Below are 14,490 nucleotides of genomic sequence, written 5' to 3'. Positions count from 1 at the left end.
GCGACTGAGATGAAAAAGCAAAAGGGAATAGTATTATTTTTTGCGATCATTGTATTGTTACTCATGACCCTTATTGGCGTAGCCTTAGCTGTAAATTCAACCCAGTCTATACGCATGTCTGGCGCAGGCTCTGAACGCATTGAAGCAAAGTCTGTTGCAGATGGTGGATTGGAAGCCGCTATTGATGCGAATAAAGGTGCTAGCTTAGCTAAAATATCTTCAATCATGTCCGTTAAAGAGTTTGGCTCTGACCAAACATTAACACCTATTCCGTATGAGGTTGATGCTACAGGCAATGTCGTCATTAGTGCCAAAGACGTTGGTTGCCAAAGGAGCGCTAAACCTAATAGTGGTAATTTAATCAGTTGTCGGCGGATTGAAATTAGTAGTACTGCCGCCTTTGGTCGGGATGATTTAGGTCAGCTCACTGTAGTCGCAGGTGTGGAACAAGAAGTGTTAACTGGGAGTTAGATATGATTATTAAAAAGCTGGCTTGTTCTACACTACTTGTGCTGACTTTTGTGTCGGCTTACTCCTTTGGTGATGATACTGAATTGTATGTAAAAGAGTCGACAACTCGAACAGGCGCAAGACCGAAAGTACTTGTCATATTTGATAACTCGGGAAGTATGTCGACAGAAGAAATCACTCAGGTTGTAGATTATGACCCTAACTATGACTACCCAGCTGTAAGTGGTTCTGGGTATAGTGATACTCTTATTTATTATGCTGTTGGTGGTGGAGGATTACCAACTCCTGATACCAGTTCTGACAAGCGTTATTTTAAAGCAAGTTTAAATGGATGTAGTCAAAGCAAAGCAGCATTAGCAGAGCTTGGACGTTTTACTGGCTATATTCGAGAGTTTACAGCGAGTGGTACTACAGGTATTTGGAAAGAACTGCCTGAAACTAACGGTACTGCAATAAGTGTAGTTGATTGTTGGCAGGATATTTCAAAAACAGATCCTAACAATTCATCATCATACTCTAATGGATTTCCTGCCAATGGCCTAACAACTGGGTCTGGTAAAAAAAAGAAAGCCTATCCCTATTTTACTTCTTCATCTCCAGGGACGAGTTGGGCTGATGCTTTAGCCGCTGCAAATAATACTGATTTTGGCGTTGGTCAACCTGTTACCTTGTACACTGATAATTATCTAAGATGGTACGGATTATCTAAAGCAGGGAAATTACCAACAGTAAAAGTTTCAAGACTAGAAATTGCGAAGAAAGCGATTTCTAATATTATTAGTTCAACTCCAACAGTGGATTTTGGACTTGCTGTATTTAACTATAATTATCCAAATGAAGGTAACCGAGACGGTGGGCGAATTGTCTCTGGCATTACTCAGATGACGGATAGTACGCGTGCGAGTTTACTAACTACTATTGATAATTTGTTGGCGAAAACAAATACACCACTATGTGAGACTATGTATGAAGCTTACCGTTACTTTGCGGGAAAGGGAGTTAAATATGGTCATGGTGATACTGATTATGGCTCGTATGTAGGAAATAACCCCCCTTATGATAGTTTAGTGGAGAAGGGTGGTAGCTACGAAAGTCCATTTAAAGTATGTACGGATATTGCTTATGTTATTTATGTCACTGATGGCACACCTACTGTTGATAAAAATGCAAATAATGATGTTATTAGTTTAACTGCTTCAGGAAGTAAAGAAGGCAATTATTCCTCATTTTCTAAAAATTTAGATACGGCAAGTTATTTACCCGCCTTAGCTAGTTATATGTTTAATAATGATTTAATCAATAAACTGGACAGCTCGAATACTGAGCAGATGCAAAATGTTCGTACTTATACTATTGGCTTTAGTAAAGGTGCTGAAGATGCCGCCCCTTTACTTGCTGAAACTGCAAAAAGAGGTGGCGGTTTATATTTTGCGGCTCAGAACAGTCTTGAACTACAGAATGCACTGAATGATGCTTTATCGAATATTTTGAACATTGATTCAAGTTTTACCTCCCCCAGTATCGCCAGCAATAATTTTGATAGAACTCAAACATTTGACGCAGCTTATTACGCGATGTTTTTACCTGGCAAAGGTCCTCGTTGGAGTGGTAATTTAAAGAAATTAAAAGTGACTGCTGATGGAACACTGGTTGATAGCAAAGGTAATGCAGCTATCGCCGATAACGGGAATATTAAAGACGGCGCCTGTACTATATGGTCAAACTGTGATGCGCAAAAGGACGGCAATAAAGTTGAGGTCGGAGGCGTTGCAGCGCAAATAAGGACACAATCGGTTAGAAAAATTGTAAGTGATTTAGGGGCGGGATCAAGTTTAACGCCATTAACGCTTGCTAATGCACAAAGTGCAGCAGGTGGTGATACAGCGTTAGCTAGTTACATGAGAACTAGTGTAGATGAGCTTACAAATACATTCGATTGGCTCAAAGGGATGGATGTCGATGACGATAACAAAGATGGTAGTACGGCTGATAAACGTAATGATGTTATGGGTGATCCACTTCACTCTAAGCCGCTAGCTCTTAATTTTGGTTCAGCTACAGCAACTGATATTCGTATTATGTTAGGCACTAATCAAGGTGTTTTGCATATGTTTAAAGATGCGGGAGAGTCTGTATCAGAAACTTGGGGATTTATTCCCTATGAATTATTGCCTAATTTAACAGAACTAAGGAGTAATGATCCTTCAGGTGTGCATACAGTATATGGAATAGACTCATCACCAGTCGGTTACACTGAGACGGATGCTACAGGCAAAGTAATTAAAGCATGGGTTTATGTAGGCATGCGTCGAGGAGGTTCGTCTTATTATGCCCTTAATGTTACAAATCCTGACAGTCCTACTTTAATGTGGTCGATTAATCCTTCAACCGAAGGTTTTTCAGATCTCGGACAAACATGGTCTGAACCAATAGTGACAAAAATCGTCGGTTATGAAAAGCCTGTACTCATTTTTGGTGGTGGCTATGATACAAGCTTTGATGCCACTCCTTCTTCTTCGCCGGCAGGTCGTGCAGTGTATATTGTCGATGCAGAGAAGGGGACTTTGATTCATTCTTTTGGCGGTTCGACCTCGGGTGCAACAGTACTTTCTGGCATTCAGGATAGCATTCCAAACTCAGTCGCGGTACTTGATAGTAATAATGATGGTTACACAGATCGAATTTATGCAACTGATGTTGGTGGTAATGTTTGGCGTATGGATTTGCCCAGTGCTAGCCAGAGTAGTTGGACCGCATTTAAATTTGCAGCGCTAGGAGGAAGCAATAACGATAATAGACGCTTTTTTGCCGAGCCCGTGGTTGCACAAACGATGTTTACTAACATTGCTGAAGTTAAAGTGACGACTGGTACTGGAACGACAACTACCAAAACCTACCAAAATGTTCCCTATGATGCCGTCGTGATAGGCAGTGGTGCCAGACCTCATCCTTCTAGTACTGCAGTGAATGACATGTTTTTCACGTTGCAGGATAGGAATGTGGTGACTAAGAGTTTTGCTGGCAGTGATATTCCAAGCGTGATTACCATCAATGATCTCTATGACGTGTCTTCTAGCGCACCAGTTTCGGAGACTGATAATATTAGCTTTGGTAAAAAACTAGGCTGGTTTTATGATTTTTCTGGCTTAGGAGAGAAGAGCTTAACTGCCGCCTTAATTGTGCAAGGGAAGGTATATTTCACCTCTTACTCACCACCTGCAGATTCTGTTGCCGAAAACGTTTGTGTAGTTTCTGGGTCTGGGAAGCTCTATGTATTTGATCTTCATAAGGGAACAAGAACCTTCTCCCAGTTGTATTTTGAGCTTGGTGAGCGAGTACCCGATACGCCTCAGATTGTTATCCCTGCGCCTGAAACAGGGAAGGATCCTTATATTTATATTATTGGAGTGGGTAAGGGTGAGAAAAACAAAGATGGTGAATATAGTGGAACTATAAATGTAGCCTCTGGGTTAGGTGTTAATAAAATTTATTATCATATAAATGAATGAGTTATTAATTTATGAAGGTTCAATTTAAAGGTTTTACCCTGATAGAGGTGATGATCGCCGTCGTGATAATTGGTATTTTGGCATCGATTGCTTATCCATCTTATATCGACTATATCACTAAGAGTGGACGCTCGGAAGGTGTTGCTGCGGTAATGAAAGTGGCTAATTTGCAAGAGCAATATTATCTTGATAACCGTGCTTATACTACTAAGATGACAGAGTTAGGCTTTGCCAGTAGTCCTTTTATTACTGAGCACGGTTACTACTCTGTCGCGTCTGATTCATCGGGAAATATCACTGCGACTGTGGTAATGGGAAGTAGTCAAGAGAGAGATGAATCATGTAAAACAATTAGCGTATCTGCAGCTGGTGAGCAGACGCCTAAGGAGTGTTGGAAATGAAATTAATGAACCTCGTTATCGCAGTCGTTTTATTTCCTAATTTAGTTTGGGCAGACTCTAGCGTTACTGCCAGCGAACAGGACTTTAAATGCTATATTACTTCGAAAAAAAGTGCTGAGATCGCCTTTTATCGTTGGAAGAGTAGTGAAATGAATTTAAGAATGGCGAGCCTTGTTGGCACGATTCATCAATCAAATGATGGCTCTAAATATTACATCTATAGTGCGGAAGAGTGTGTCACATTAAACGCTGAATTTACTAATACTAAGGCGCAAGTGTTGGATAAGTTAACACCTAGATAGACATGGGGATGTATTCTAAAATGTTAACAACGAACTATTTAAGGATGATAATATTTTAGGGTAGTGAACGGTAGATTTAGTCTCCCTTAGTTTATGTGCAGCTTTGCCCATCTGCGCCTTCTCTTATCAAACCTGAAGTACTAATCTTAAGGCTTTTAGAACCGTCACTTTTCCCGTTTGAACAATAAATTATTGATGTTTCGACTGATACTAAGCCATCTGGTGTGAAGTCCACTTTTTTGTCAGCAGGCCCCGATAGTGAAATGACATCATGCTCATTAAAACTATCAATTACTTTGAGTACATTTTTTGCTCCTCCATTATCAATATAAACACTGAATCCTTTATTCCAGTCAGTACCGCATGGAGATGCTGCGTATGGGCAAACAGTAACCGTGGCACCATAGTTGACGGCTTGATTTCTTGCAAAGGCAAACACATCGCTAATTTTTCGTATTTCATTAGTGCTGCGTGTCCCTTCGTATAGTGACGTAAGTGATGGAACGCCTATTGCTAACAAAATTGCCGCGACAGCGATCGTTACCATCAGTTCTACTAATGTGAACCCTTTTGAGATTACTAACATATAAATATCCTCGTTAAAACTTAACTAAGTATATGCGAGGAGAGTACTAATGGTCAGTACCTATTCTATATTTTTAGTATAACCAATAAGTTGTTGTTCAAGGTTTTATATAATTGAATTTTTTTAATACGGAAATACACATATTGATCTAATTACAACTGATATTTTTAGCTGTAGAAAATCGAATTCTACCTGCCTGATTAACAACAATTGCACGGGAGTTTTTGCTATCTACGGTCCTTGGGCAGTATTTGAAAGTACCATTACTTCCTGAAGCCAATCCATCGGGTTGAAACTTTATCGAGCTTTTGTTGTATTTTAAAAAGTCTTTTGTATCAAATTCATCAATAATACGAATGACTTTATCGTTAACATCTAAGGTTTCTACCGTATCAGAATCAATGAATACAGTTAATCCTTTTTGCCAATTTTGAGTACATTTTCCATCCACGAGTGGGCAAACAGTAACTCTATATCCATAATTAATCGCCGTATTTCGAGCCAGCATGAGTGTTTGTTGGATAGTCCTGATATTGGAATCCGCTCTTATTTGATCGCTGAGATCCGTAAAGGATGGCGTACCCACAGTAAACAAGATGGTTGAAATCGATAGCGTAGTCATAAGTTCTATCAGGCTAAAGCCTTTTTGATGAGTGTTCATAACAAATCCCTGTTATTTTGCGCTTGCATCCCGCGAGCGAGTTAGTTTTGGCTAGAATGTAAGTATAAAGTCTGGCGCTATACTCATAGTGCTTTTTTTAGACTTTTATGTGCTAAAAGCGATTTTGTAGAAACTGTGTTTTATGAGTAAAGCACTACATTCACTTCAATATTGACCTAACCCCGTGTAAGCTAGTGTTATTCTGTTTGTTTATGTTATTGCAAGGGATGAGGAATTTTTAATGAAAAAAGTTGAAGCCATTATTAAGCCATTTAAATTAGACGACGTAAGAGAATCCCTTGCTGAGATTGGCATTACAGGTATGACGGTTTCTGAAGTCAAGGGTTTTGGCCGTCAGAAAGGGCATACAGAGCTCTATCGTGGCGCTGAATACATGGTGGATTTTCTGCCAAAAGTGAAAATAGAGTTAGTGATCCAGGACGATCTGCTCGACCAAGCAATTGATGTGATCGTTGAAACTGCCCGCACAGGAAAGATAGGCGATGGTAAAATTTTTGTTACTGATGTCGAGCGAGTGATTCGTATCCGTACCGGTGAAGAAAACGAAGAAGCGGTATAAGCTGCTTAAGAACGATTCTAAAGGGCTTAGTTGCCCTTTTTTGTTGGCTAAGCTGATGGAAGTACGGCTGAGTTTCTGAAATATCTTTAATGCAAAATCGTCAGTTTTACTGAACTAATGTAGTTATCTCTTATCTGTAACATGGTATAACTGAACCTCGCAAATGAGTTTTATGAGGTTGTCATTTTGGCTACAAAAAGAATAGTGATCGTGGGCGGTGGTGCAGCTGGTTTAGCACTTGCATCTAAGTTGGGCCGTAAATGGGGCGGTAGTGATGTCGTCGATGTGTGCTTAATTGACCGAAGTCCTATTCATATTTGGAAGCCTAAATTACACGAAGTTGCTGTTGGCGTGATCGATCAATCTATTGAAGGTTTACTCTACCGCGATCATGGGCTTAAAAATGGTTACCGCTATATTCGCGGTGAGATAGAGCAGTGCGACCCTGATGCTAAATCGATTCAGTTAGCCGCCGTCTATAATGACGAAGGCGAGTTACTCTTAGAGCAGCGACAAATCGATTATGATTTTTTAGTCCTTGCTCTTGGTGGTGTTTCTAATAGTTTCAATACATTAGGAGCTGATGAACACTGCATCTTCTTAGATAGCCTCGAAAATGCCAACCTATTCCACCATAAATTACTCGACGCATTACTCCAATTAAACGAAACACAAGAAAGAGTCAGTATTGGCATTGTTGGTGCTGGTGCGACCGGTGTTGAATTGGCGGCAGAACTTCATCATGTGATTGAATCCGTTAAAGAGTATGGCTATCTGAATATTGCTACACATCATCTTGATGTGCATTTGATTGAAGCATCACCCAAAATTCTCCCCCAATTACCTGAGCGTGTGAGCGCTAGGGCGCAGGCAGTTCTTGATAAGATAGGTATACGTTTACATATCGGTGTTCAAGTTAAAGAAGTGACTCGTGATGGTTTTATTACCCAAGATGGGGATGTGATTAAAGCGGGCTTAAAAGTCTGGGCGGCAGGTGTAAAAGGGCCAAAAGCGTTTCAGAACTTTACAAAATTGCCCATTACGCCGCGAAATCAGGTTGAAGTTGATGACTGCATGCGAGTCAAGGGCCATCAAGATATTTACGCCCTTGGCGATTGCGCTCTATTGATCCAAAGTTCTGGTCAGCCTGTTCCACCAAGGGCGCAAGCTGCGGCACAGATGGCTGATACTTTGTTTGATAATATCGTTAATCGATTACAAGGTAAGCCTGAAAAGGCCTTTGTTTACAAAGATTACGGTTCATTAGTGTCTTTAAGCCGCTTCTCTGCGGTAGGTAATTTGATGGGGAACCTACGCTCTGGCACTTTCTTTGTTGAAGGGCATATAGCAAGATTGATGTATATCTCTTTGTATCAGAGGCATTTAGCCAGCCTTTATGGTTGGTTTTCGGCAATAGTGTATCGAGTGGCACAAAAGTTATTGAGGTGGCAGCGTCCAAAGCTCAAATTACATTGATTTCTATGTAATGTAGGGCAAAAAAGAGAGCAAATATGCTCTCTTTTTTATTGTTTAGGAATTGCCGACGAGTCACGAATGATAGGTTCAGGTGTAAAGGTCTTAGAATATATCGCATCCTGCTCGCGACGTTTTGCGATTAATAATTCCGTTGCGACTTGCGCTATTTCTGCGTTTGGCTGATGTACTGTGGTGAGTTTAGGCCAGGTTTGACGTGAGAATGGACTATCTTCGAAACCGACAATCGATATGTCTACTGGGATATCTAAACCCGCTAAACGAGCCGCAAAAAGTGCACCAGCGGCAATTTCATCGTTACAAGCCACAATCGCAGTCGGACGATGTTTTAGTTTGATGAGCTTATTCGCACCGTCAACACCAGACTCAAATGAGTACTTCCCTTCAATTATGTAGTTTTCATTCAGTTTTAGGCCATTTATTGTTAATGCTTGTTTAAAACCAAGTAACCGCTCTTTAGTGGATTCATGGTGTAAATCCCCACTTAAAAAAGCAATATGCTTGTGGCCTAAGTCAATTAGATGCTGGGTGATTTCAACTGCACCAAATTTATCGTTGACTAAAATAGTCAATCCATTCTGATCGTTGCCTTTTTCGCCTGCAATAATGCGCACATAGTTAGCATCAATCTCAGTAAGCGCTTTGAGTACTTTCGGATCTTCTGACAAGGGAGGCGTCAGCACTAACCCCGCTAGCCTAGAATATTTGACTAGTGCCGTAAGCTCATCACAAATGGTCTCTGATTTGGCATTGCAAGGGTGGATGACCAGTTCATAGCCCTTGTCTTTACAGGCTGCCAAGATCCCATTTTGCATATCAATAATGTAGTAAGCGTTTGGATTATCGTAAATAAAACCAATAGCATAGGATTTAGTGCCCGCGAGGTTTCTCGCCGCTAAATTCGGTTGGTAGTTAAGTGCTTTTATCGCCTCGTTTACTTTGTCAACTGTGGCCTGCTTCACTGAAGGTTCGTTATTGGTGACACGGGATACTGTCTTGATAGACACTCCAGCATATTTAGCTACGTCGTTAATAGTGACTTTCATTGATGTAAAAACTCTTTATCTAAGGCCGCGAAGGGTTAACTGTTCTATGAACGTAAATTCTTTACCAGCAATTTACAAGCTTACATTTTTATCAGTATTTTCTTACTTATGCGTCTTATAGTGCGAGCTTTTGATGTGCTTAGCAATCCTGAATTGTTACAAATTGGCGTTAATTTATTGTTGTTACAATTATGGCTTGGAGTTGTAAATTTACGTCATAATATTAAAGCTCATGTTTTATAATGTTTTTTAATAAAATTACTGATTCAAAATTCTGCTTTATGACATTTTTTTGCTTCCATCGTTATTTTGTTGTGGCAAGGCTGTTAATTATTGTGTAATGTTTGCACTAGACATGACAGCGTTGTCATTCCGCAGGGAATGGTTATGAATACTAAAACGATAATAAAGTTATGGAAGGGAAACGAGATGCGACCATCAATCTTTAAGAAAACTGTACTAGCAACAAATATTGCTATCCTACTCGGCAGTGCTGTATCCATCAGCGCTGTCGCTGCAGATGCCGCGGCAACCACCGCAGCGCCTGAAAATATTGAAAAAATTGAAGTTCGCGGTATTCGCGCTTCCCAGCAAGCTAACTTAAATGCCAAACGCTTTTCAGACAGTACTGTTGATGCGATTACTGCTGAAGACATTGGTAAATTCCCTGATAAAAACGTTGCAGAATCGCTGCAACGTATTCCAGGTGTCACGATCCAGCGTCAATTTGGTGAAGGCGCAGGTGTTTCTATTCGTGGTGCAGGTCAAGATTTGACTTTGACTACTCTGAATGGACAAAACGTGGCTTCAACAGGTTGGTTTGTTCTTGAGCCTGCAAAACGCTCATTTAACTATGAATTATTACCATCTGAATTAGTTGGTAACTTAGAAGTCTATAAATCATCTCAGGCGGACTTAGCTGAAGGTGGTGTGGGTGGTACTGTTGTAGTTAATACTCGTAAGCCATTGGATATGGATTCAATGACTTTCTTTGCATCTGCTGAAGCTCAATATCAAAGCGATTCGGGTGAAACGGACCCACAATTTTCAGGCTTAGGTAGCTGGAAGAATGATGATGAAACTTTTGGTGTATTAGTTTCTGGCGTTATGCAAAATCGTAGCTTACAGCGTCAAGGCGATGAAGCTTTTTGGGAATGGGGTGCAGGCCCTGTTGCATTTGAACAAGAGCGTGAGCGTTCCGCTATTGCTGCAACGTTCCAGTATGCGCCATCTGATTCATTAAACTTTGTGTTTAACGCGATGGACATGCAAATGGCCGCGGACAACACCAACTACGCATTATGGTTTACGCAAGCTGACACCTCATGGTCAGGATCTCCAGGTTCTGGTGCTTGGGATAACACGGAATGGTTAGGTGGCTGCGGTTTATGTGGTGGTGATAAGCCAGATGCATCACAGTCAGGTTCTCAAGTTGCAGGCCCTGTTAACTTAGCATATTGGCAAGCTCGCCCTCGTGAAGCGACAATGAAGTCTCAAGTTTTCGACCTGAAGATGGAATATAGCGGCGATGGATACCAGTTTACGACTCAAATCGGTGATACAAGCTCTACTGGTGGTACCGATTTTGAAATGGTTGTTGAAGATGGTCTGGGTGGCACAGCATTAAATGGTGCGACTTACGACTTTACCAATGGTCATCAAACTTGGGATTTGAATGGTTTTGATACAGCCACTTATGATCCTGGTTCACTTGTAATGGGTACTGGCAGTAACTTTAATAAAACACCCAAAACGGATGATGAAACTTATATTCAAGCCGATATTAAGTTTGATGTAGATCTAGGTGTGGTTAATGCCATTAAAACGGGTCTGAAATATGCGAAGCATAATACAACGAGTCGCCGTTTTGACTTTGTACAAGCCGATGACTTTAATCCCATCATATCAACAGCAGGCTTAAATACTGGTACTTTTGCTGTAGGAACAAGTGAATACGATATTATTCGTTTTGATCCAGATGCACTAAAAGATTGGGCCAAATCGAGCATCATAGGTGAAACTGAAGATTTTGGTTCATACCGTGAAATTGACGAAGATAACTACGCTGCTTATGTGATGGCTAACTTTGCATCAGAAGGCGTACGCGGTAACTTTGGTGTGCGTTATGCGGGGACTGAAGCAACTTCAACTTACTATGTTGATGGCAAGAAAACCGATTCTTCGGCTAATTATGGGGAATGGTTACCAAGCTTGAACGTTGCATTCGACTTAGCACCAGATCTCATATTGCGCGCATCTGCAGCTCGAGTTATGGCTCGTCCACAGTATGATGACATGTATGTTAACCCTAACGTTTTAGGTGCGAATGATGATGTGCCTAATAACCAAAAATGGGTTGTTGGTAATATCGGGTTAAAACCATTTATTGCTAATCAAATAGACTTAGGTATTGAATGGTATTTCAATGAAGAGTCATTACTTTCTGCGGCTTTGTTTATGAAGGATGTTAAAAACTTCGTAACCTTTAGTGAGTACCATGCAGATAGCGCCGATATCCCATTTACTGGCACGTTAAAACCTGATGAAGTTGCTGGTGGTTGGACTGTGCAAGAGAAAGCCAATGGCGAATCTGCGACAATCCAAGGTTTAGAACTGCAATATCAACAAGACTTTGGTAACGGCTTCGGCTCAATTGTTAACTACACTTATACTGATAGTGAAACGAGTCCAAATACATATACAGATCGCAACCCGTTCTTAAGCGATAGTTCAAAGCATTCATATAACTTAACTGGTTATTTTGAAAACGATTTGTTCCAAGTTCGTTTAGCATATAACTGGCGTAGTGAGTATATGATCCGTGAAACTGGTTCATACGGTAATCGTTTACACGATGCATTTGGTAGCTTGGACTTGAGCGCAATTTGGCATGTTACTGATTATATGGATATTAAGCTTGATGGTAATAATCTGTTAGAAGAAGGTTCACGTCAGTTTGGTAACAATCAGTTCCAATCTAATCTAAGTGGCTTTACGGATGGCTTCCCTGTATTTGAATACAATATGGCCCGCCGAATTACATTAGGTGCTAGCGTACGATTCTAATCTCGGTTTAACTCATGTATAAATGAAAAAGGGAGCTTGCTCCCTTTTTTTATATCTCAATAATATTCAATCAGAAGAAGCCCTCAAGGAGCTCATATGACTAATTCAATCACCCCACTTGACTCAGCAAAACATGCGCACCTTAAAGTGACTCCTACCACTTATGAGCATGTAGCTGAGCAACATTTACTACCCATTTCAATTTATGAGTTTGCTTATGCAGCTGTAGATTCACCTGTTGTTTTTGTTAAGAATAGTGAAACAGGAGAATACCAGTCCGTAATTATGCTTGGATTAAAACCTGGACAGAATTTGAAGCAAAAAGATGGCAAATGGTTAGGGCTGTATATTCCAAATGTACTTAAAAACTATCCGCTTGGGTTAATACTGAGTGCTGAACAACAGGATAAAGTATGGGTGGGGATACGTGAAGAAAGCGCTCATGTGACTACTGACGAGGGAAATGCATTATTTGAAGGAGGAGAGGAAACGGCGTTTTTAAGATTGCGTAAAGAAAGTATTATAAAAAACTTTGAACAAGAACAAATGAGTAAGGCAATTATTGCATTTTTGGCTCAAAAAGAATTATTTTCTCCACAAAGTCTTACCGTTGACATCAAAGGCGAAAAACGCGGCATAAATGGTATCTATTTCATCGATGAAGCTAAGTTAAATCAACTCAGCTCAGATGAGTTCTTAGATATCAAGCAACGAGGCCTTTTAGCTCCAATTTACAGCCATTTGAACTCATTGCATCAAATTAATCGCCTAGCGAAAGAAGAAATCGAGTTGAGCGTTTAAGTAATTAGCAGGCATAGGTCATGACTTCAAGAAAAGATATAAAGAGTGTCGTCATTGTGGGTGGCGGAACTGCAGGTTGGATTTCTGCCTGTCATTTAGCTAAAAAGTTGAATGCTAGAACACCTAAAATACAAGTTATGTTAGTTGAGTCCCCGAACATTCCTACTATAGGCGTTGGTGAAGGGACAGTGCCTATGTTACGAGAAACATTAAAGTATTTTGGTATTCGAGAAGATGAGTTCATTCGTCGCTGTGATGTAACATTTAAACAGAGTGTTAAATTCATTGATTGGAATGAACCAAATTCAGGGGAGTACTATCACCATTTATTTGATTATCCCTACTTTAAAGATTTCACTTCAACTTGGCTCAATAAATCTCTTTCAGATAGAGGCCGCTACGCTGATCTTGTGTCAGTTCAAGGTCATTTAATTGATGCGGGATATGGTCCTAAAGCGATGACACAGCCTCAATATCGAGGGGCTATGCATTACGCGTATCATCTCGATGCAGCAAAGTTTACCAAGTTGTTGACTGAATTTGGTGTTGAACGGTTAGGCGTTAAACATCTGCTTGCAGAAGTTATTGATACAAAAATAGACGCTCAGGGAAATATCTTAGAGTTACATACTGATAACGCTGGTGTATTGACTGCGGACTTGTATGTTGATTGTACTGGATTTAGTGCTCAACTCATTGACTGCGCATGTAACGTTCCCTTCGTTGATAAGAGTGACATTTTGTTTGTTGACTCAGCATTAGTTGTGCAGCTTCCTTATGAAGATAAATATACGCCTATCCCTTGTTTCACTAAATCAACAGCACAAGAGGCTGGCTGGATATGGGATATCGGTTTGTCTGAACGTCGTGGTGTTGGTTATGTGTATTCCAGTCAATATTCATCAATAGAGCAAGCTGAGAGTGTATTACGGGAATATCTTGGTAAAGCAGCTGAAGAAATCTCGTTTCGACACATACCGATGAAGGTGGGGTATAGAGAGAAATCGTGGCAAGGTAACTGTGTTGCGATTGGTTTGTCGAGTGGTTTTGTTGAACCTTTAGAAGCGACTGGTCTTCTTATGTTTGATGCGACAGCCAGAATGTTAGCCGAATGTTTTCCTGCTAATACTGACGTTATGCCACTTGTGGCTAATCGTTATAATCAGCGGGTATCGAATGCTTGGAATCGGGTGATTGATTTTATTAAACTTCACTATGTCACAGCCAAACGAATGGATACGCCTTTTTGGGTTGATAATAAAAATGAAATAAGTATTCCAGACTCATTAAAAGAACATCTAGAATTGTGGCGCTATCACATACCGACTGCCTATGACTTTACTTCTACGCTAGAATTTTTCAATTTAGAAAACTATTTATATGTACTCTATGGCTCAGACTTTGAGTCAACATTAAAGATGACATTAAATGATGAAGAGGAACGGCTTTTCTCGGAAATGACCGACAAACTAGACAAGCAGGTTACATTACTCAAATCGCAATTATTACCCCATAGGGAGTTAATTGAACGCATCAAGTTGTATGGCATCCAACTTAATTAATGGTTGAATTA

At 40.3% G+C, this 14,490-nt stretch carries 12 protein-coding genes; 9 read left to right on the top strand and 3 right to left on the bottom strand.

Annotation, left to right across the window (positions count from 1 at the left end):
- Nucleotides 1–9 precede the first annotated feature (9 nt).
- From Q4Q46_RS01970 to Q4Q46_RS01955, 4 genes are read left to right on the top strand one after another with little or no spacing between them, the layout of a single operon-like run.
- Nucleotides 10–471: a pilus assembly PilX family protein gene (locus tag Q4Q46_RS01970; protein ID WP_259513089.1), complete on the top strand. Its 462-nt coding sequence runs from the start codon at nucleotides 10–12 to the stop codon at nucleotides 469–471.
- 2 nt (nucleotides 472–473) lie between these two features.
- The gene (locus tag Q4Q46_RS01965; RefSeq protein ID WP_311905085.1) at nucleotides 474–3,980 is read left to right on the top strand and encodes a pilus assembly protein; all 3,507 of its coding nucleotides are present in this window, start codon (nucleotides 474–476) and stop codon (nucleotides 3,978–3,980) included.
- A gap of 11 nt (nucleotides 3,981–3,991) precedes the next feature.
- A complete protein-coding gene (locus tag Q4Q46_RS01960; protein WP_259513092.1) occupies nucleotides 3,992–4,381 on the top strand; it encodes a type IV pilin protein in 390 nt (129 codons plus the stop codon).
- A complete protein-coding gene (locus tag Q4Q46_RS01955) occupies nucleotides 4,378–4,683 on the top strand; it encodes a TapY2 family type IVa secretion system protein (RefSeq protein ID WP_259513094.1) in 306 nt (101 codons plus the stop codon). The genes Q4Q46_RS01960 and Q4Q46_RS01955 overlap by 4 nt, the downstream gene beginning before the upstream one ends.
- 91 nt (nucleotides 4,684–4,774) lie before the next feature.
- Here the strand turns inward: Q4Q46_RS01955 and Q4Q46_RS01950 are convergent, their stop codons facing one another.
- Both Q4Q46_RS01950 and Q4Q46_RS01945 read right to left on the bottom strand, forming a co-directional pair.
- Nucleotides 4,775–5,269: a GspH/FimT family pseudopilin gene (locus Q4Q46_RS01950; protein WP_011846088.1), complete on the bottom strand. Its 495-nt coding sequence runs from the start codon at nucleotides 5,267–5,269 to the stop codon at nucleotides 4,775–4,777.
- Between the two features lie 148 nt (nucleotides 5,270–5,417).
- The gene (locus tag Q4Q46_RS01945; RefSeq protein WP_115335289.1) at nucleotides 5,418–5,930 is read right to left on the bottom strand and encodes a GspH/FimT family pseudopilin; all 513 of its coding nucleotides are present in this window, start codon (nucleotides 5,928–5,930) and stop codon (nucleotides 5,418–5,420) included.
- Between the two features lie 241 nt (nucleotides 5,931–6,171).
- Here Q4Q46_RS01945 and glnB point away from each other — a divergent pair, with 241 nt between their 5' ends.
- Both glnB and Q4Q46_RS01935 read left to right on the top strand, forming a co-directional pair.
- Nucleotides 6,172–6,510 carry a nitrogen regulatory protein P-II gene (gene glnB / locus Q4Q46_RS01940; RefSeq protein ID WP_012088533.1) on the top strand — a complete coding sequence of 113 codons (339 nt, stop codon included), beginning with the start codon at nucleotides 6,172–6,174 and terminating at the stop codon, nucleotides 6,508–6,510.
- A gap of 186 nt (nucleotides 6,511–6,696) precedes the next feature.
- The gene (locus Q4Q46_RS01935; protein WP_006084988.1) at nucleotides 6,697–7,986 is read left to right on the top strand and encodes an NAD(P)/FAD-dependent oxidoreductase; all 1,290 of its coding nucleotides are present in this window, start codon (nucleotides 6,697–6,699) and stop codon (nucleotides 7,984–7,986) included.
- Nucleotides 7,987–8,033: 47 nt separating this feature from the next.
- On the opposite strand, the gene Q4Q46_RS01930 is transcribed toward Q4Q46_RS01935, so the two are convergent.
- A complete protein-coding gene (locus Q4Q46_RS01930) occupies nucleotides 8,034–9,050 on the bottom strand; it encodes a LacI family DNA-binding transcriptional regulator (protein WP_311905084.1) in 1,017 nt (338 codons plus the stop codon).
- A 387-nt stretch (nucleotides 9,051–9,437) separates the two neighbouring features.
- Here Q4Q46_RS01930 and Q4Q46_RS01925 point away from each other — a divergent pair, with 387 nt between their 5' ends.
- The 3 genes from Q4Q46_RS01925 (at nucleotide 9,438) to Q4Q46_RS01915 (ending at nucleotide 14,479) form a co-directional block, all read left to right on the top strand.
- The gene (locus Q4Q46_RS01925) at nucleotides 9,438–12,116 is read left to right on the top strand and encodes a TonB-dependent receptor (protein WP_311905083.1); all 2,679 of its coding nucleotides are present in this window, start codon (nucleotides 9,438–9,440) and stop codon (nucleotides 12,114–12,116) included.
- 96 nt (nucleotides 12,117–12,212) lie between these two features.
- Entirely contained in the window at nucleotides 12,213–12,917 is a 705-nt protein-coding gene (locus Q4Q46_RS01920) for a SapC family protein (RefSeq protein WP_311905082.1), read from the top strand.
- 20 nt (nucleotides 12,918–12,937) lie between these two features.
- Nucleotides 12,938–14,479 carry a tryptophan halogenase family protein gene (locus Q4Q46_RS01915; protein ID WP_311905081.1) on the top strand — a complete coding sequence of 514 codons (1,542 nt, stop codon included), beginning with the start codon at nucleotides 12,938–12,940 and terminating at the stop codon, nucleotides 14,477–14,479.
- The last annotated feature ends 11 nt before the right edge of the window (nucleotides 14,480–14,490 follow it).

It is taken from the genome of Shewanella vaxholmensis (genome assembly GCF_031932135.1).
Taxonomy (GTDB): Bacteria; Pseudomonadota; Gammaproteobacteria; order Enterobacterales; family Shewanellaceae; genus Shewanella; species Shewanella hafniensis.
Note: the sequence above shows the minus strand (reverse complement) of the source record. Positions and strands in the feature narration are given on the sequence as shown.

What these genes read in the sequence shown, in the direction of transcription:
- Q4Q46_RS01955 (WP_259513094.1), top strand. Translation starts at nt 4,378, where the DNA reads ATGAAATTAATGAACCTCGTTATCGCAGTCGTTTTATTTCCTAATTTA.
- Q4Q46_RS01950 (WP_011846088.1), bottom strand. Translation starts at nt 5,269, where the DNA reads ATGTTAGTAATCTCAAAAGGGTTCACATTAGTAGAACTGATGGTAACG.
- Q4Q46_RS01925 (WP_311905083.1), top strand. Translation starts at nt 9,438, where the DNA reads ATGAATACTAAAACGATAATAAAGTTATGGAAGGGAAACGAGATGCGA.
- Q4Q46_RS01945 (WP_115335289.1), bottom strand. Translation starts at nt 5,930, where the DNA reads ATGAACACTCATCAAAAAGGCTTTAGCCTGATAGAACTTATGACTACG.
- Q4Q46_RS01970 (WP_259513089.1), top strand. Translation starts at nt 10, where the DNA reads ATGAAAAAGCAAAAGGGAATAGTATTATTTTTTGCGATCATTGTATTG.
- glnB (WP_012088533.1), top strand. Translation starts at nt 6,172, where the DNA reads ATGAAAAAAGTTGAAGCCATTATTAAGCCATTTAAATTAGACGACGTA.
- Q4Q46_RS01965 (WP_311905085.1), top strand. Translation starts at nt 474, where the DNA reads ATGATTATTAAAAAGCTGGCTTGTTCTACACTACTTGTGCTGACTTTT.
- Q4Q46_RS01920 (WP_311905082.1), top strand. Translation starts at nt 12,213, where the DNA reads ATGACTAATTCAATCACCCCACTTGACTCAGCAAAACATGCGCACCTT.
- Q4Q46_RS01930 (WP_311905084.1), bottom strand. Translation starts at nt 9,050, where the DNA reads ATGAAAGTCACTATTAACGACGTAGCTAAATATGCTGGAGTGTCTATC.
- Q4Q46_RS01915 (WP_311905081.1), top strand. Translation starts at nt 12,938, where the DNA reads ATGACTTCAAGAAAAGATATAAAGAGTGTCGTCATTGTGGGTGGCGGA.
- Q4Q46_RS01960 (WP_259513092.1), top strand. Translation starts at nt 3,992, where the DNA reads ATGAAGGTTCAATTTAAAGGTTTTACCCTGATAGAGGTGATGATCGCC.